This is a genomic window from Lysinibacillus sphaericus (genome assembly GCF_001629735.1).
GTDB classification, from domain to species: Bacteria; Bacillota; Bacilli; order Bacillales_A; family Planococcaceae; genus Lysinibacillus; species Lysinibacillus pinottii.
Genome location: NZ_CP015224.1, coordinates 3,168,732 through 3,185,926 on the forward strand (window position 1 = coordinate 3,168,732; position 17,195 = coordinate 3,185,926).

17 protein-coding genes and 1 riboswitch are annotated in these 17,195 nt (G+C 37.5%); of the genes, 6 read left to right on the forward strand and 11 right to left on the reverse strand.

Annotation, left to right across the window (positions count from 1 at the left end):
• The first annotated feature begins 134 nt into the window (after positions 1 to 134).
• The 3 genes from A2J09_RS15615 to A2J09_RS15620 all read left to right on the forward strand — a co-directional run bounded on the left by A2J09_RS15615 (position 135) and on the right by A2J09_RS15620 (position 2,389).
• Positions 135 to 1,376, forward strand: a complete 1,242-nt coding sequence (locus A2J09_RS15615; protein ID WP_012292086.1) for an aminopeptidase — start codon at positions 135 to 137, stop codon at positions 1,374 to 1,376.
• Between the two features lie 138 nt (positions 1,377 to 1,514).
• A complete protein-coding gene (locus tag A2J09_RS24465; RefSeq protein WP_004225590.1) occupies positions 1,515 to 1,649 on the forward strand; it encodes a hypothetical protein in 135 nt (44 codons plus the stop codon).
• Positions 1,650 to 1,825: 176 nt separating this feature from the next.
• On the forward strand, positions 1,826 to 2,389 hold the full coding sequence (locus tag A2J09_RS15620) for a beta-class carbonic anhydrase (RefSeq protein ID WP_012292084.1): 564 nt from the start codon (positions 1,826 to 1,828) through the stop codon (positions 2,387 to 2,389).
• A gap of 70 nt (positions 2,390 to 2,459) precedes the next feature.
• Here A2J09_RS15620 and A2J09_RS15625 read toward each other — a convergent pair whose 3' ends face one another.
• Positions 2,460 to 3,047: a GNAT family N-acetyltransferase gene (locus tag A2J09_RS15625; protein ID WP_012292083.1), complete on the reverse strand. Its 588-nt coding sequence runs from the start codon at positions 3,045 to 3,047 to the stop codon at positions 2,460 to 2,462.
• Between the two features lie 175 nt (positions 3,048 to 3,222).
• Positions 3,223 to 4,032, reverse strand: coding sequence for a polyphosphate kinase 2 family protein (locus tag A2J09_RS15630; RefSeq protein ID WP_012292082.1), 810 nt, complete (start codon positions 4,030 to 4,032; stop codon positions 3,223 to 3,225).
• A 199-nt stretch (positions 4,033 to 4,231) separates the two neighbouring features.
• Here A2J09_RS15630 and A2J09_RS15635 point away from each other — a divergent pair, with 199 nt between their 5' ends.
• On the forward strand, positions 4,232 to 4,945 hold the full coding sequence (locus tag A2J09_RS15635) for a TspO-related membrane protein (protein WP_031416860.1): 714 nt from the start codon (positions 4,232 to 4,234) through the stop codon (positions 4,943 to 4,945).
• A gap of 28 nt (positions 4,946 to 4,973) precedes the next feature.
• On the opposite strand, the gene map is transcribed toward A2J09_RS15635, so the two are convergent.
• Both map and thiT read right to left on the reverse strand, forming a co-directional pair.
• A complete protein-coding gene (gene map / locus A2J09_RS15640; protein WP_012292080.1) occupies positions 4,974 to 5,729 on the reverse strand; it encodes a type I methionyl aminopeptidase in 756 nt (251 codons plus the stop codon).
• A gap of 171 nt (positions 5,730 to 5,900) precedes the next feature.
• Entirely contained in the window at positions 5,901 to 6,461 is a 561-nt protein-coding gene (thiT, locus tag A2J09_RS15645) for an energy-coupled thiamine transporter ThiT (RefSeq protein ID WP_012292079.1), read from the reverse strand.
• A gap of 135 nt (positions 6,462 to 6,596) precedes the next feature.
• A riboswitch (TPP riboswitch) is annotated at positions 6,597 to 6,704 on the reverse strand.
• 126 nt (positions 6,705 to 6,830) lie between these two features.
• On the opposite strand from thiT, the gene A2J09_RS15650 reads away from it, so the two are divergent.
• Entirely contained in the window at positions 6,831 to 7,154 is a 324-nt protein-coding gene (locus A2J09_RS15650; RefSeq protein WP_031416856.1) for a magnetosome magnetite crystal formation protein family, read from the forward strand.
• Positions 7,155 to 7,210: 56 nt separating this feature from the next.
• Positions 7,211 to 7,333 carry a hypothetical protein gene (locus tag A2J09_RS24470; RefSeq protein WP_257216288.1) on the forward strand — a complete coding sequence of 41 codons (123 nt, stop codon included), beginning with the start codon at positions 7,211 to 7,213 and terminating at the stop codon, positions 7,331 to 7,333.
• A gap of 40 nt (positions 7,334 to 7,373) precedes the next feature.
• Here A2J09_RS24470 and A2J09_RS15655 read toward each other — a convergent pair whose 3' ends face one another.
• From A2J09_RS15655 to A2J09_RS15685, 7 genes are all read right to left on the reverse strand, one after another.
• Positions 7,374 to 10,454, reverse strand: a complete 3,081-nt coding sequence (locus A2J09_RS15655) for an SbcC/MukB-like Walker B domain-containing protein (RefSeq protein WP_012292076.1) — start codon at positions 10,452 to 10,454, stop codon at positions 7,374 to 7,376.
• Positions 10,451 to 11,608, reverse strand: coding sequence for an exonuclease SbcCD subunit D (locus tag A2J09_RS15660; RefSeq protein WP_012292075.1), 1,158 nt, complete (start codon positions 11,606 to 11,608; stop codon positions 10,451 to 10,453). Before A2J09_RS15660 ends, A2J09_RS15655 begins: the two co-directional genes overlap by 4 nt.
• 109 nt (positions 11,609 to 11,717) lie before the next feature.
• Positions 11,718 to 12,629: an SGNH/GDSL hydrolase family protein gene (locus tag A2J09_RS15665; protein WP_036160442.1), complete on the reverse strand. Its 912-nt coding sequence runs from the start codon at positions 12,627 to 12,629 to the stop codon at positions 11,718 to 11,720.
• 32 nt (positions 12,630 to 12,661) lie between these two features.
• The gene (locus A2J09_RS15670; RefSeq protein WP_012292073.1) at positions 12,662 to 13,891 is read right to left on the reverse strand and encodes an aminopeptidase; all 1,230 of its coding nucleotides are present in this window, start codon (positions 13,889 to 13,891) and stop codon (positions 12,662 to 12,664) included.
• Between the two features lies 1 nt (position 13,892).
• On the reverse strand, positions 13,893 to 15,041 hold the full coding sequence (locus A2J09_RS15675) for a DEAD/DEAH box helicase (protein WP_012292072.1): 1,149 nt from the start codon (positions 15,039 to 15,041) through the stop codon (positions 13,893 to 13,895).
• A 218-nt stretch (positions 15,042 to 15,259) separates the two neighbouring features.
• Positions 15,260 to 15,961, reverse strand: a complete 702-nt coding sequence (locus A2J09_RS15680; RefSeq protein WP_012292071.1) for a cysteate racemase — start codon at positions 15,959 to 15,961, stop codon at positions 15,260 to 15,262.
• Positions 15,958 to 17,190, reverse strand: a complete 1,233-nt coding sequence (locus tag A2J09_RS15685; protein WP_012292070.1) for a carboxylate--amine ligase — start codon at positions 17,188 to 17,190, stop codon at positions 15,958 to 15,960. Before A2J09_RS15685 ends, A2J09_RS15680 begins: the two co-directional genes overlap by 4 nt.
• Positions 17,191 to 17,195 lie beyond the last annotated feature (5 nt).

Sequence of the window (17,195 nt, forward strand, 5' to 3'; positions counted from 1 at the left end):
AAATATATAATGCTAGTATAAATGTATTTTAATTATTTTTCGATGTAATTAATGCTTTTTATTCACATTTCGACCATTTTTGATTATATTGAATTAAGAATCTTACACTAAACTGTCTTATTTCAAAGGGGGATATGAATTTGTTATTATCATTTAACACAAAATTACTAAAATATGCCGAATTAGCAATAAAAGTAGGAGTAAATATCCAAAAAGATCAATATCTTTATATAAGCTGTTCGACTGATAACTTAAAATTAGCTCAAATTATTACTAAATTAGCCTATAAAAATGGTGCAAAACAAGTATTTGTCGATTTATCTGACGATGAACTTGTTCGTGCTCGCTATGAAGGAGCACCGAAAGACTCATTTGATTTCTTCCCACCATGGAAAGTTCAAGAACGTGAGTGGCTGGCTGAAAATGGTGCTGCTTTCCTAAGCATTAGTTCACAAAACCCAGATTTACTAAAAGGTATTGAGCGTGACAGAATTATGGCGTTCCAAAAAGCATCAGGCCAAGCATTAGCGAACTATTATCAGTTGCTACAGTCTGATAAATTTAGTTGGTCAGTTATCGCTGCTCCATCTAAAGCATGGGCAGCAAAGGTTTTTCCTGATTTACCAGAGGATCAACAAATGGATGCCCTATGGGAAGCTATCTTTGCAGCGACGCGTATTGATCTTGAACATTCAGTGGAAGCTTGGTTAGCTCACGACAAAGAATTACACGACAAAGCGGAATATTTAAACAGCAAACAGTATAAGTCGCTTCACTACACGGCTCCAGGTACAGATTTAACCATCGAGTTACCTGCACATCACATCTGGACAGGCGGTAGTAGTGTCAACGAACAAGGTCAAACATTTATGGCGAATATACCTACTGAAGAAATTTTTACTGCACCTTTAAAAACAGGCATAAATGGGTTTGTATCCAGCACTAAACCGTTAAGCTATGGTGGCAATATTATTAACAATTTCACATTAACGTTTAAAGATGGCCGTATTATCGATGTAAAAGCTGAGGAAGGTCAAGAAATTTTAGCTTCTCTTATTGAAACAGACGAGGGGGCGCATTATCTTGGTGAAATAGCATTAGTGCCTCATCATTCCCCTATTTCCCAATCGAATTTGTTATTCTACAATACGTTATTTGATGAAAATGCCTCAAATCATTTAGCCATTGGTAGTGCTTATGCTTTTTGTATTGAAGGTGGTAAAGACATGTCTTCTGATGAGTTAGCTGCTCATGGCATAAACCAAAGCTTAACACATGTAGACTTTATGATTGGATCGAATAAAATGAATATTGATGGCATTACCCACGATAATCAAAAAGAACCAATATTCCGTGATGGAAATTGGGCATTTTAAATAATCCATTCTTACTAATAGTATTCTAGTCTAGTATGTTATGGATGTCATAAATTATCCTTAGATTTTCCTAGTATCCTATTGTATAATTAGTTTAGGGTAATTAGTAGATCATTTAAGTAGAGAGGAGCTCTAAAAATGTTCATTACAACTGTTCTTGGCTTTTCAGCAGTTTTATTAATTTCAACTGGATTCTTCATCCACTACCTACAAGTAGGTTTAGATAGCAAGTCTTCAGTAACTGTAGATCCAAAGCCAAACGAAAAATTTTAAGTAAAAAAACAGCTACTGTAAAAGTAGCTGTTTTTTTATAGTTTCAACGTTATTAAGCTGCTAAAGTGTACGAAGTTTGCTTCTTTATTGTAAAAATTGTCTGAAAAAAGTCTTTATTGTTTGCATAATTAAAGTTTTGCTCTAAAATATTTTTTGTAAGGAAGGGAGCAATTTTCATGACAATGTTACAAGATATTTTAGGGTTTAACAAAGAGTTTGTACAAGAGAAAAAATATGAACCATTCATCACTACAAAATATCCTGATAAACGTATTGTTGTTTTATCTTGTATGGATACTCGTCTTGTAGAGCTTTTACCAAAAGCGATGAATCTCCGTAATGGCGATGTAAAAATTGTGAAAAGTGCCGGTGCATTAGTGAGCCATCCTTTCGGTGCTGTAATGCGTAGTTTATTAGTTGCTGTCTATGGCCTACAAGCAGATGAAGTTTATGTGGTTGGACATTATGACTGTGGTATGAGTGCAGTTGATCCTGATGCCATGCTAAGTGAAATGGTTAAAAGAGGTATCAATCCAGAAACCATCAAAATGCTGGAGTATTCTGGTTTTGATTTAAAAGAATTTTTACGTGGTTTTGGTGATGTAGCGACAAGTGTCAAAAAAAGTGTCGACACGATTCGAAATCACCCATTAATGGTAAAAGACGTTCCTGTACATGGTTTAATTATTGACCCAAATACAGGTCATCTAGATTTAATTGAAGATGGTAACCATCAATAGTTATCCTAACTTGATTTATAGCTAATCAATAAACAAGTGCTTTCCTTTGAAAAGAAAGGCACTTGTTTATTTATTCATCCTCTAAACGAGCATACATATAATGATCCACCCAATGACCATTAATATACAGGAGCTTCCTTAAAAGACCTTCCTGTTGAAAGCCCGCCTTCTCTAAAACACGCATCGAGGGATTATTTTGGGTTGATACATATGCCTCTACTCGATGTAGCCCAATTTGATCGAATGCAAAGCGGACTACCATATTCACTGCCTCAGTAACAATTCCTTTACCTACGTAAATTTCATCCATAGCATATCCCACAAATGCACTTGAGTAGGGTAAACGTTTTACAGCATATAGTGCAATATGTCCTATTAGGTTATTAGTACCATGCTCAAAAATGCCAAAAGTAAATTCTCGCTTTGAATCCATTAAATATAAGCTTTCTTGAATTTTTTTATATTGCGCGTCGATCGTATAGTATTCAGGTCTTTGTAAAGGCTCATATGTTGACCAAAAGTATTTATTGCGGCTTACGAGACCTGTTAAACTTCGTGCATCATTTTCTTGGAATGTTCGGATGTAGCATTTTTCCCCCTTTATAGTTACCACATTCCCACCCTTTTTTCTTAATAAATTCCAAATTTTAAGCACCATTTCTCCACACTAGCCTTCCAATCAATATCGGTAGAAATTTTCACTACCTTCTTAACTAATAGAATTTAAAGGAGTAATCCCTAGTTTTACCTTATTGTATGTAAAAAAAGATGCTGCTACAACTAAAACAGCTCATGTCTTCATGTCATAGCACCATCATTTTACATTTTATTTTTTACTTCTTCTTCTCATTCAAGGTGTTCAGGCTGGATGAGTCAGCATCTTCTAAAAGCGGATTGTCTAATACATTTGTTAAATGAAGTCCACGTTTCAGTGCCTCTCGTTCAATATGTGCAAGCGTTTCTTGTAGCACCTGCACACGTGCATATTTTTTATCGTTTCCAGCTACTAAAATCCATGGAGCATTTTTCTTATCGGTCTTGTCAAACATTTCATTGGCAGCCTCAATATATTGTGGTGACTTTTCTCGATTGCGCCAATCCTCTTCTGTTAGCTTCCAAGATTTATATGGATTTTGTTCTCGTTCCTTAAAACGCTTTAATTGCTCCTCATCTGAAACATGAAGCCAGAACTTAATTATTATGTAGTCCCCCTCAGTTAAAATCTTTTCAAAATTATTAATCTCCTCATAGGCACGAGACCATTCTTCCTTCGTTGCGAACCCTTCAATACGTTCTACTAATACACGCCCATACCATGAACGATCGAAAACAGCGATTTGCCCATGCTGAGGTAGCTTTCTCCAGAACCGTTGTAAATAGTTATAGCGTAGCTCATGTGGCTGTGGAGCTGAAATTGGGTGTACGACATAGCCACGTGGATCGACACGTTCAATTAAACGTTTTATCGCTCCACCTTTCCCAGCGGCATCCATACCTTCAAACACTAAAATTAAACCAATTTTGTTTTTTAATAAAAATTGTTGGGCATTTAACATTTCATATTGGAGTACTTTTAATTTCTTTTTATACATCTTTTTATCTAGTTCAATAGATAGGTCTAGATTTTTTAAGTTTTGTGTCATAAAGCTTCACTCCTTTATTTTGTATATATTCTTATTGTACTAAAGAAATAAATGGATGCCTATTGAGATGGTAAATTGTAGATAGTGTTAGCAAACAACACGATACATTGATGGAAGTTTCCGTTATAATAAAATGAGTGACAGTACTATACTTATTTGTCTTTTCCCTATACAATTTAACACGAAGGGAGAGGAAAGCATGCCTCGGTTTTTATTGATGACAATTTCGTATATTGTCTCACTCATCCTAACCTTTTCATCCTTTTTCATGAAACTTAACGGTCAGTCTTCTTTAGAAATTTCTAATCGTTTTTCGGTGGTATTTGCACCTGTTGATGGAAGTCATTTAATTTGGATTGTCATTTATTTATTCATCGGTTATTGGTTAGTGATGAACATCAAAAAGACATCTATGAAACAGTCTGCGCTCTTTAGTTGCATAAATATTTTACAAGCATTAATGATATACGTATGGCATCATGAATTATTTATTGTTTCTCTCGGCATTACCCTACTCTTAGTCTTGTATCTATTTATGTTGTACAATACGTATCCACTTCATGACAAATCACTGTCGGGTCGTATTCCTTTCGCCATTTATTTAGCATGGATGACATTTATTTTCATCACAAATATTAGCTTTACGTTAACAGCTTATGGTTGGAACGGTTTTGGTCTAAGTACTCCTCTTTGGGCAGTTATTTTACTGACATTAGGTGGAGTCATTGCGCTACATATCCGCTTTCATCACTTTGATATCATGTATCCAAGTGTTTTTATATGGGCTTATATAGGAATCGCTTTACATAATGGTTTTGATGAGCTACTCGTAACAACCGCTGCGTTATTTTTATGTGGTGTACTCTTTGTTGGCATTTTATTCATTAAAAAAAATCCTGCCTACCAAAAGTAATTTGGTGAGCAGGATTTTTTGTGTCATCCTAGTCTTCGTCTAATGAAGTGAGGATAATTGGTTTATCTTTTGTAACAATCACTGAATGCTCAATTTGAGCAACAAGAGACTTATCGGGTGTTATGAATGTCCAACCATCACCAGCTTCTACTATATGCTCTGCTTTTGCAGAGATAAATGGCTCAACTGCAAGAACCATGCCTTCTTTCATAATCGTAGAGTCCCATGCATCATAATAATTTAAAATGTGATTTGGCTCATCATGTAAAGAACGACCTAAACCATGGCCTGTTAAATTCATGATAACTGTTAAGCCATTAGCATTCGCCTCGCGCTCTACCGCCTTGCCAATTTGATTTAATTTAGAGCCAGCCTTTACCTTTGTCATTGCACGATCAAAAGCATCTTTGGCAACACGACATAGTTTTTCTTTATCTTCATAGCCATCACCGACTACAAAAGAAATACCTGTGTCGGCAAAGTAGCCATCTAAAGAGCCTGAAACATCGATATTAACGATATCTCCCTCCTGAATAACACGTTTACCTGGGATACCGTGCGCTACTTCCTCGTTGACACTAATACAAGTATATCCTGGGAAGTCATATTCTCCTTTTGGTCCAGAAATCGCACCTGCCTCAGCAAACATTCGACCGGCAATTTCATCTAGTTCAAGTGTTGTGACACCTGGTTTTGTAGCAGACTTCATTGTTTCACGGATCTCCGCACAAATGCGTCCAATTTTTTTAAAAGCTTCAATCTCTTCTTGCGTTTTTACAATCATGTATAACGTCCCTTTCATCTAATATCTACTCTTTAATATAACATAACTTTTTATACGTATAACGCTAAACGCTTTAAATATTGTATGCGTGCCTCCTTGGCAAAGTGCAAAAAGCGCTATTCTCTTATAACTATATAAAAAACCCCTTCACCAACATGAAGGGGGATGGCATTATGCTTTACGTTGCATAAGTTGTGGAGCCGCTGTGAATAATAACACTCCCACAATGGCTGTTAATACTTTAGCAGGAAGCATATATGTACCATTATAAATAATCGAATAAATCCATGCATTTTGATCGCCGGCATACTCCGCAAAAAATACAGCCCCAGCAGTAGTATGTGCTACATAACGCAAGAAGCCTGCAAACACAGTACCTAAAATAATATAAAGTGCCATTTTTGTTTTGTTTAGTTGACTTGCTGCCTCTAGTAAAGGTCTGCGCACAATGGCTGCTAATCCTACAACTGTGAAAGCGACGCCATAATCTAGTAACCCTTGAAGCCAGTGTACAATATAAGCGCCAAACATGGTTTGCATAACACCTACAAGTAAGCCTGTTGTTAGGCCAGCTACTAAGCCCCAGCGAATAGCAATTAACATAATTGGTACCATGACAAGACTAACAGAGCCACCTTGTGCCCATACTTTAAACGAGACCTGATCCAGCACAAGGCCAATTGCTGCAAATATTGCAATCTCCACTAACATTAATAGTCTTTTTTTGTCCATACATATTCTCTCCTTTGTTCCGATGTAGGATACAAGAGCAGGAATAGAAAAGCGCTGATTTGATTCTCTCTGACATCTTATTATTTTCAAGAATGAAAAAAACGATGCCAGGACAGAGCCTCACATCGTACAAGTGTCGGTTTCTATCCACATCCCTACGTAAGTGCTAGCTTACAGGTTCAAAGAGTAAAGGCATTACGTGCCCAGTCTCAGCTGACATCATCAGCTCCCCTTGTGGTCGTTACATCTGAATTTACTTTGAATAATTACATTGTACGCAAAGCATGGAATGATTACAACCTCTTCCATACTTAATTTTTGAAACTTTGCTGATTTCCATGCGTAAATATTAAAAAAGGAGGTACAACTATGGAGAACCAAAAAATTTTATCTGCCTTCAGCTATCTCAGTATTTTCTTTGCTCCTTTCATCGTACCATTGATTGTTTATTTCGTTTCGAAAGATGCTGATATCAAAAGACATTCCATTCGCGCACTAGTGTCTCATTTAATTCCTTTTGTATTTGGTATATTATTTTTCATTGTCTTTGTGTTTTCTACCTTTAGTTTAGATCCCACTTCAAGTAATAGTACAGTAATGATCGTTTGGTTCATTTCGTTCGCCATTTACGGAATTGTCTCGCTCGGAATCGTAATATGGAATATTATTCAAGCCGTTCGAGTTATCCGCTAATGTTTTACTTTTAGAATAAACAGGTAGAAGTAATTAAAAAAGGAGCTGTGTTTTTAATGAAAGTATCAAAGGTAGTAAAAACCGCTGTTAAATTAGCGCCGATTGTTATACCGATTGTAAAAAAAGTGATGGCAGCAAAAAAAGGGACAACTTCTACAGTCAGTCCTCGGAAAAAATAAAAGGAAGGTGTATTTCCTTAAGCCGGAAATACACCTTCCTTTATTTTATTTCAAAGTGTGTTTGACTATGTCCGTTTAATGTTTTTTCGACATGTAAAACGGCTGGCATCGCGGATTTTAATTCAGGCACATGGGAGATGACGCCAATCATTCGGCCAGAATCTTGTAAATCGATTAAGGTGTCTATTGCTTTATTTAATGATTCCTCATCGAGCGAGCCAAAGCCCTCATCAATAAACATAGTTTCAATATGAATATTGCCTTGGAAGCTTTGAATAACATCCGCCATTCCCAGAGCAAGACTTAATGACGCATTGAACTTTTCACCACCAGATAACGTTTTGACATCTCGTAATTGATCTGTGTAAGCATCATATACATCAAGCCCAAGTCCACTTTGCTTTGCATGCTTTTCAAGTCTGTCTGAGCGTCTAAGCTCAAATTGACCATTCGATAAATGATTAAGGCGAATATTGGCTGCCTCTGTAATTTGATCTAAATAATTTATTTGAATATATCGTTCAAAGGACAGCTTTTTCGAATTTTGCCCATTTAATAAGCCATATAGCTCCTTTACACGTCCAGCCTCACTCTCAAGTAAACGTAGCTCTCTTTCTGTTTCCTCTACTTTGTTCATAAAGCTTTGACATGATTTCACAAATCCATCTATTTGCTGAAGTTGTTTAAAGGCATCCTCATAGGCGATTCGGAGGCTTTTCACAGTCGCCTCCATCAAGGCTAAATCTTGTTCCTCTTTTCCTTGAAGATGTTTTTCTCCTTCTGAAATTTGAATTTTTAACGTATGAACCTGAAGGGTGTAGTCACTGCATGCTCTCCGGAGTTCCTCTAATTGAGTGGCACTTCTTTTCGCAGCTGCGTAGTCTTCATAGCTTACAAAGCCCGCTTCCTGCATGCTTGTTGAAAACTGTTCACGCTTGTCATTCATTTTGAGCTTTAATTCTTCAAAATTCTGTTTGGCGATCTCCACAGCTAGTTTTGCATTACTGTCAGCTTCCTTCATGGCATGTAAATGATGTTGGCTTTCCTGCCATAATTTTTGAAAATCCATTTTCTGTTGGCTAACATCTGTAAGCGTTTGTTTTAATTGCGGTAAAGTTGGAATATTTGTTGGCATTTGCTTATGCTGTTCCTCTACAATTGCCTGAAGTCTTGTCCAGCTCTTCATCTGCTCGCTTAAATATTCCTCAAGTTTTAATTGTTTGTTTTGCAATTGCTCTATTGTTAAACGCTGTTCCTTCTGGTTTTTTCTTGTTTGAGCTAACTGTTGATTGATAACCCTTAAGCTAGTAATCTCTTTCTCCATTTTTTCTAAGGAAGCTATTATCTGTGCTTGATCCTGTTGCTTGATAGAGTGTGCATCTAATTGTTTCAGTGTCTCTTGCTGAAGCTGTTGTGCGGATCTTAACATTGCCTCTTTTTCCAAATACAAACGTTCATCGGAAGAAACTTTTACCCTTAATGTTTCCACCTGAGCAAGTTCAACAATTTCCAATTTCTCATTATGAGTTTGCTGATGAGCCGTACTCCCGCATACAGGACAAGGCTGCCCTTCTTTAAGCTGCTGAGCTAAAACACTTGCTTGACTTGTCAGCCAGCGTTGCTCTAATTGTTGAAGCTCCAGTCTACTGTCCTGATAGCGAGCTTTAGTTGCGATAACATCCTGTTTCGCTATCTCTACCGTTTTTGTATAGTTCTCCATCTGCATGAGCAAAGTTACTTGCTCCTGCAACTTTGGAAGTTTTTCTAAGTAACCTTCATATGGTTCCATTTGTTTTTCATAGTGCTCAATTGATTGTGAAAGCTGCTCTAATTGTGCGCTTTCTTTTTCGATTAGTACTATATTATCCGCTGCACCTTGTTTGGCGGTTTTCACATATTGCTCAGCAATTTGCAGCTGCTGTACATGGCTGTCATACGCTTCAAACTTAGGAAGCAATGCTTGGAGTTGCATTTCTTGCTGTAAAAGCAGTTGCCGCTCAGACTCTTTTGCCTCTTCCGCTTCATATTTTTCTTGTGCTCGTTGTAAGAGTTCCTTGGTTTGTAGCTGACTACTTTGGGCTTGTTGATAGGCTTGTTCTTTTAAATTTTGTTCAGCTCGTAAATCCATACATTGTTGTTCGAGTAATAGTAAACGCTCCGCTTGTTCTGCTAAAGCTATTTCCCGTTCCTTCGCATGGTATTTATCTTGCTCATCTAACAGCATTTGTAGTCGTTCTTGTCGTTTGGACTGCTCCTCAAATTGTTCATTAAGCGTTTTAGCTAAACGGTAAAATTCCTGTTCTTTTTGATGATGATTATAAGCTTCCTCATATTGTCGCTGTATATCTTCAAAACATTTTTTATAATAGGTAAGCTCCTCTTCAAGTGCTTGCTTGAGCTGAAACATATTTTCCGTATTATCCGCAATTTGTTTGAACAGAGGAGATGAACGTTGTGGAAGTGCACCAACAATTTGACCAAGTAGATGTTCTTTTAATTGTTTGGCACGTTCAAGATCACTCTCTGCTTCTTTTCGTTTAGCATCAAGCAGCTTTGTCATAGCACCAAAGCGATCTGTTTTGAAAATTTTTCGTAAGATTACCTCTTTGTTTGTTGAATCAGACGTTAATAATTTGCGAAATTCACCTTGAGGTAGCATCACAATTTGGCTAAATTGATCCTTTGTCAGACCTATAATTTCCTGAATCTTTTTATCGACCTCAAGTGTTTGCTGCTTTTCCACAATGTTATAATCGAGCATTCCCTCCCTAACTTCCGCTAGCTCCACTTTTTTACCAGTAGCTGTTTTATTTTTTCCCTTTATATGTCCGGGCTGACGTAAAATCTGATAGACCCTTCCATGCATTTCAAAAATAAGTTCTACTGCTGTATACACATCATCGTCAGCAAAGCCACTTCGTAGTAAAGCTGTATCCTGGCGATCTTCACCACTACCTGCCCCATAAAGTGCATAACAAATCGCATCAAAAATCGTCGTCTTCCCTGCTCCAGTTTTGCCAGAGATGGCGAACAATCGATGTTCCCCTAACTGTTGAAAATCAATTATTTCCGTATTTTTATAAGGACCGAATGCCGTAATCGTTAACTTTAATGGCTTCATTTTACTGTTTCTCGCTCCTTATCTAATAATTCCTGTAACATCTCTGTAAACAGACGCTCGGTATCTTCATCTGGTTGAATCCCAATTATATCTGTAAAGAAAGAGCGGAATAGATCTATATCTTCTAGCTTTTCTGCCTCTACTACTTGAAGCTCACTTGGTTTCTCTTGTCGTAAAATCTTACGTTCAACATGCAGGGCATGAGGAAAAACAGTACGAATACGTTCCATTGGCGAAGATACGGACGTAGCATCTGTCAATCTAACAAATACATAATCATCACTTGGTGGAAGCATTAATAACTCCTCCAACTCACCTTCTACTACACGCAAATCTCTTCTCGGCATCAATTTTCTTTTCGTTACAGTACTATTTCCGTGCTCATCTAGATCGATAATTAAAAAGCCCTTTTCATGTAGATGCTCAGATAATGAATATTTTAATGGTGAACCGGCATAGCGAATCGTTTCATTTAAGACAAAATGTGCCTTATGTAAATGTCCAAGTGCTGTATAATGAAATGGTTTAAATAAAGCAGCATTCACACAGTCTGAGCCTCCTATAGAAAGCGGACGCTCTGAATCACTAGTGTTGGCTTCCTCCTCACCGTATTTGGTCACAAAGGCATGTCCAACAAATATATTACGTTTACTTGTATCCATACCTGCTGTTATATGTTCAATTATTTTCTGCATAGCATCTTGGTGAGAGCGAATGGCTTCCTCTTCAAAGATACTGCGAATAGAGGCAGGGTCTGCAAATGGTACAAGATGAAAATGCACCTCTCCATATTGATCATTTATAATAATAGGGGCATGATCTTTCGTAAATTGGCCCTTAATATATAAACCACTATCACGCATTAATCGACTACCAAAGTTTAATCTGCCTGCACTATCGTGATTTCCTGCAACGGCTAAAATAGGAATCTTCTTTTCTAAAACTATTTTTGCTAAAGTGTCATTTAGTAAATTCACTGCCTCAATAGGGGGCATGGAACGATCGTATAGATCACCTGCTATAATAATTACATCTGGCTTTTCTTCATCGATAGCTTGTATAAATTGTTGTAGGATATATTGTTGATCTTCTGTCATATAGACACCCTGAACGAGCTTCCCTAAATGCCAATCTGCTGTATGAAATATTTTCATTCCTGTACCTCCTGTCCTCTTACTATTTTATCATGGCTAGTAAAGGATTGTTTTTCCTTTGTTTGGGGAATTAAGAACGAAAAAAAAGCATCCTATCAGATGCCTTCACTTATCTCTTTTCTAATTTTTCCATAAAAGCGGTATAGCCGTGAAATCCCTGAATGGAACGTACACTTCGTACAGACTGGGAGGATGTTACCTTTTGTTGTTTAGGCTGTGCAGAAGCTCGTTCTTGTAAAATTTCCTCAAATGATACAGGATTCGGTTTCGGTAATTGTGATGGAGCTATAGATAGGGCATCACTACCACTATAAGCCTTTAAAAATGCATTGGCCATTTGGCGATAGCCTTCCATATTCGGATGGACATCTGTATAGTTTGGTAAGTAGTTTGTGGCATTTAACCCGAAGCTGTCATACACATTTACGTAACCCGCTCCAGCTAGCTCCGCCTGTTGCTGTAAAATTTTATTTAATTTCACAAGCTGTGCATTTGTGCCTTCTTTTTGAGTTAGATGAACAGCTGGATAGGCAAAATAATAGCCTACAACATATACCTGAGCCTTTGGAGCTCGTTCCGCCAATTCATTTAAAATAGCTATTATATTTTTTCTCACCGTATTTAAGGCGTAATCTGTTTGAAGTTGAGAAAAAGTTAATGTTCCAGCCATTGGATTTAGCCGTATAAGGCTTAATAAATCATTGGCACCTGCTGAAACAGTAACTAAAGTGGCATTGGCTAATAAATCCCTTGCTTCCTCAGTCTTAATTTTTTCTAATACATGGGCTGTTGTGTAACCTGGAAAAGCAAGTTCTTTTGTATAGAATTTTAATTGATTCATTGACTGTAATCTCATAGCAATTAGATCACTATACCCAGCATCAATTTGTTGAAAGGGGGTTTGACCAGCAGCTAGTGAATCCCCAATTGCTATATAGTTTTCAGTTTGAGCAAAAGCAGATGAACTCCAGCCTGTCAGTAATAATATAATCATCCCAATCAAACTACCTATGTGCTTCATCTGCTCTCCCCCATTCTCCATTCAAACTAAGTTTAGAAAGCCCAGCTACCTTTACGGAATATAGGCTCTATAGTTCCATCTGGTAATATACCATCAATGTCCATTTCACCGTTACCAACCATAAAGTCTTCATGGGTTACAGAAATATTCGCACCTAATGCTTCTAGTTGACCGTTTTCCAAGTCTCTACCACCCTCTAAGCATGTCGGGTATGCTTCTCCAATCGCTAAATGGTTCGAAGCATTCTCATCGAATAGTGTATTAAAGTATAAAATCCCTGATGCTGAAATTGGTGACTCATGCGGGACAAGTGCTACTTCACCTAAATAACTAGAACCCTCATCTACTTGAATAAGCTCCTGTAGTAAATCTTGACCTACTTCAGCTTCTGCTTTAATGATTTTTCCTTCTTTAAATGTTAATTTAAAGCCATCAATGATATTGCCCTGATATACTAAAGGCTTTGAATTACTAACATAACCGTCTACACCTTGCTTCATAGGAAGTGTATAGACTTCTTCTGTTGGCATATTGGCGATAAAAACATGGCCTTCAGGCGTTTTACTGCCACCAGTTACCCATTTATGCTGTGGAGCTAAAGCAATCGTTAAATCTGTTCCAGGTGCAGTATAGTGTAGCTTCGCATACTTTTTATTATTTAAAAGTTCTGCCCGAGATTCTAAATTCGTTACATGCTGATGCCAATTTTCAACTGCGTTACCTTCTCCGATATGAACTGTTTTAAAGATAGCTTCCCATAAAGCAGGTACTTGCTCGTCTGCTGTCAATTGAGGGAATACCTTTGCCGCCCACTTTGGCGAAGGTACTGCAATAATGGACCACGCAATCAAATCCTTCATAACTGCATTACGATAGTTTTTCAACGCAGCTCCTGATACCTTTTGATGAGTAGCTAATCGATCAGCCGAGATTCCTGTTAATTTATCAGGATCTGCGGCATCTATCCATAATAATGCCCCTTTACGTTCAATGAGTTCATCACGCATTTGTACGACCCATTCGGGGAAACGGTTAAATTCTTCATCAGAGGCATGTTCAAAATAGGCACGATCCATTTCATCGTCAGAAAAATTAACATGGACACGCCCTGCCCCAGCCTTATACGCCTCTTTAACGACTAAACGAGCAAAATCTAAAGCCTCAACTGATGTGTTGACTAACAAATATTGACCTGGTTGAATGTTTACCCCAACTTTTACTGCAAGTTCCGCGTATGCCTGTAATTTTTCTTCAAACGTCATATTATTTCCCTCCCTTTTGTCCAATTGTTTTAGAATTACCTTCTTTCAACTTACCATCATGCCAAATCTTCTGCACTGGCTTACCAGGAATTTCTCTTGTCCATTTTTTATAGGTTTTTTCGTCACGATAAGATAGTAATGTTAATACCTCACCATCTGCACCGGCACGACCAGTACGACCAGAACGGTGTAAATACTGCTCAATTGTTCGTGGTACATCGACATGAATAACATGTGTTAAACCGGCAATATCTAAACCACGTGCAGCAATATCTGTTGCTATTAAAATACGTGCGTCCCCTTTGCGGAAAGCATCTAAAGCCTTTTTACGTTCTTCCTTTTTCATGTCAGAATGAAGTGTAACGATTGGTGCAGAGCGATACTGGAGCTTCGTTTCTTTCATTAATAATTGATCAATATTATTGACGAAAGCTAATGCTCTCAGGCCTTCTGTATGCGATAGGCGGCGAAGAAACTCCGTTTTATCACGTTCTTCGACCTTCACAAAAGAGTGGGTTACTTTGCCAACCTTTAGCATATCCTCTGGCTTAATTTTAAAACGAACTGGTTCGAACATCATTCGACTTGCCACTAATTCAATTTCCTCTGTAATAGTAGCCGAAACAACTACCACTTGTCGTCCAAACGCTGAACCTTCAATAAAGGATTTAATGACAACACGGTATTCACGACTTAGTAATTGATCACATTCATCTAAAACAACTGTTTCAATTTCTTTGAGTTTTAATTTCCCTGCACGTGCTAATTCATTTAAACGACCAGGTGTTCCTACAACAATCGTTGGCTTTTTCTTTAATTTTTCAATTTGACGAGCGGAATTGGCACCACCAATAAGCTGCTGAACTGTAATATCCGTACCTGCCGTCCACTCACGGATAACTTCCACAATTTGCATCGCTAGCTCTTGTGATGGAGCTACGATAAGACCTTGTGTTTGTTTTTTCGCTCCATTAACTTTATTCAGCAATGGTAAAACATACGCTAATGTTTTACCAGAACCTGTAGGTGATTCAGCTACGATATCCTTCCCTTCAAGCATGGCTGGTATCATTTCCTCTTGAATTTTCATGGTTGCTTCAAAGTTCCATTTTGCTTGTAATTCTTCTTTTAATAAACTGATTACTGACATGTTATTTCCCACCTTCTATCTGCTTGACACTAGTTTAACACACTCGGCAGCTTCCTACTTTATATGTACGCAAACCTTGGTCTAATCGTTTCACCAAATGAATCTTTCATCCATAAAAAATCTGCCTAACTCCACACATGGAAATGAAAGCCCGTCCACAACTCTTTGAAGACTTGCAGCCTACCCATGTAAAGCAAGCAGATTTTTTCTATACATTCCTAATCGATTAGCTCATAACCACATGCTAAAATAGCACACTCCGCTAAAACGATTAATGAATCGATATATACATTACTTAATTTTAAATCTCGATTAACTATAGATAACTCCGTACAACCCAACACGATACGGTCACAGTTTAGGGCAAGCATGGCATCTTCAATTGGTTGCCAATCATCCTGTGTGACATCTTTACCAGCTTTGACAAAATCGTAAATGATGGTCATCACATGCGCCCTCATCTCATTATCTGGTACCACAGGTGTAATACCATATTCTTCCAACGCCTCTTGATACATCCGTGAAGTCAATGTACCTGTTGTCGCTAAAATTCCAACACGCTCTGCTCCCAATTCGGATGCTCGCTTTGCTGTTTCACGAATCATATGCAAAACGGGAATCGGAGAGCCTGCCTGAATCTCGTCATAAAAAGTATGAGCGGTATTACACGGAATAGCAATCATATCAGCTCCTACAGAAGCTAACTTTTTTGCATCCTCCATTATAACAGGCACAGGGTTTTCTTTCGTATTATCTAAAATAAAAGCCGTACGGTCAGGAATATTTGTATCATTATCAATAATGGTATGTAAATGCTCCTGATCTTTTTGCGCCTTTGTACGTCTTACAATCATTTCACCAATAAACATGGTTGCTAGTGGACCAACTCCACCTATTATACCTAAAGTTTGTTTTTTCATGAGTTAGACAGACCTTTGTTATTAAAATATTTCTTATATTTACGGTAAAAATTTAAATTATCGACAGTAACATTCAACCAGCGTTTAGCATTCATATCCTTATAATTAAAAATAGAATCCGTTGCCATTCCTTGTCGAATGAGACTTTTCGCTTCAATAATCAGTTGTTCATTTTGTACATATTTGAAAAGGACACCATTGGGTACAATTGTCCAAAGATGTTTATTTTGCACGTATGTAAGTGGCTGTTTACTTCCACGAACATAATCGTCCGCTACATATTGCATAAGGTTATAGCCACTAGCAGTCACATAATAATTGGAAAGCTCATTATGTAATTCGATACTTAACAATTTATAGTGTCCATCACGCTCATCATATTTCATATCAAATGTAGCAAATCCCTGGAATTGAATAGCTTCTAGAAACAACTTCACATTTTCCATTAAAGCAGGGTTATAGGCTGTCATAATAGCTACATAACGACCAATGCCCTCTGGTGAATGCTCTTCTAGTATTGGATTTCCTACAGCAAGAAGCTTCGTCTTCCCATCTTGTCCTACATAAGCATTGACAACACGCATATTCGCGTCTTCTCCAGGGATATATTGTTGAATCATGAGATCATCCCGATAGGCTGATTCCTTATAAATAGCATGAAATATACTATCCTTTTCTTCTTTATCATGTGCAATATATACTTTTTTCTTTCCAGGAAAAATACATGTGGCATACTTTGTCATATTCATTGGTTTAATAACAATTGGGTAATCCAATGACATTTCGTAATCTTCATAATCATTAACTGTACATACATGCATAGCAGGGTATTGAAAGCCAAATTGTGCACACAGTTCATACATACTTTCACGAGTCAGCAGCTGATGTGCAAGGCTAGTATTCACATAAGGAACTAAAAAATCCTCTATTAATTCATCTTTATGTTCTACAATTTTTTTGACATAAAATTCATCACAGGCTAATAGCAGTAATTTTTTTTCTGTGAATTCCTGCGCTATTGCCTTTAGTGCCGTCACAAATCGTTCTTCTATATGAAGTCTCGGTACTTCACGGAAGGTTAATAAATCACTTTGTTGAATTTTTTCCATATTCGTGTGATTCAATGCAAGTGGCTTCACACCATAGGCTTCGTAAAATGCTCTGGCCATGCCATAAGCATTCATTTCATCGCCTAATAAAACCGGTAAAAAAGCGTGCTCAATGGCCATTCTAC

Bases quoted from the DNA above. Each gene is read 5' to 3' on its own strand.
- A2J09_RS15635 (WP_031416860.1), top strand. From the start codon at position 4,232: ATGCCTCGGTTTTTATTGATGACAATTTCGTATATTGTCTCACTCATC.
- A2J09_RS15680 (WP_012292071.1), bottom strand. From the start codon at position 15,961: ATGAAAAAACAAACTTTAGGTATAATAGGTGGAGTTGGTCCACTAGCA.
- map (WP_012292080.1), bottom strand. From the start codon at position 5,729: ATGATTGTAAAAACGCAAGAAGAGATTGAAGCTTTTAAAAAAATTGGA.
- A2J09_RS15620 (WP_012292084.1), top strand. From the start codon at position 1,826: ATGACAATGTTACAAGATATTTTAGGGTTTAACAAAGAGTTTGTACAA.
- A2J09_RS24470 (WP_257216288.1), top strand. From the start codon at position 7,211: ATGAAAGTATCAAAGGTAGTAAAAACCGCTGTTAAATTAGCGCCGATT.
- thiT (WP_012292079.1), bottom strand. From the start codon at position 6,461: ATGGACAAAAAAAGACTATTAATGTTAGTGGAGATTGCAATATTTGCA.
- A2J09_RS15675 (WP_012292072.1), bottom strand. From the start codon at position 15,041: ATGTCAGTAATCAGTTTATTAAAAGAAGAATTACAAGCAAAATGGAAC.
- A2J09_RS15665 (WP_036160442.1), bottom strand. From the start codon at position 12,629: ATGAAGCACATAGGTAGTTTGATTGGGATGATTATATTATTACTGACA.
- A2J09_RS15625 (WP_012292083.1), bottom strand. From the start codon at position 3,047: ATGGTGCTTAAAATTTGGAATTTATTAAGAAAAAAGGGTGGGAATGTG.
- A2J09_RS15685 (WP_012292070.1), bottom strand. From the start codon at position 17,190: ATGGCCATTGAGCACGCTTTTTTACCGGTTTTATTAGGCGATGAAATG.
- A2J09_RS15670 (WP_012292073.1), bottom strand. From the start codon at position 13,891: ATGACGTTTGAAGAAAAATTACAGGCATACGCGGAACTTGCAGTAAAA.
- A2J09_RS15615 (WP_012292086.1), top strand. From the start codon at position 135: ATGAATTTGTTATTATCATTTAACACAAAATTACTAAAATATGCCGAA.
- A2J09_RS15630 (WP_012292082.1), bottom strand. From the start codon at position 4,032: ATGACACAAAACTTAAAAAATCTAGACCTATCTATTGAACTAGATAAA.
- A2J09_RS15650 (WP_031416856.1), top strand. From the start codon at position 6,831: ATGGAGAACCAAAAAATTTTATCTGCCTTCAGCTATCTCAGTATTTTC.
- A2J09_RS15655 (WP_012292076.1), bottom strand. From the start codon at position 10,454: ATGAAGCCATTAAAGTTAACGATTACGGCATTCGGTCCTTATAAAAAT.
- A2J09_RS15660 (WP_012292075.1), bottom strand. From the start codon at position 11,608: ATGAAAATATTTCATACAGCAGATTGGCATTTAGGGAAGCTCGTTCAG.
- A2J09_RS24465 (WP_004225590.1), top strand. From the start codon at position 1,515: ATGTTCATTACAACTGTTCTTGGCTTTTCAGCAGTTTTATTAATTTCA.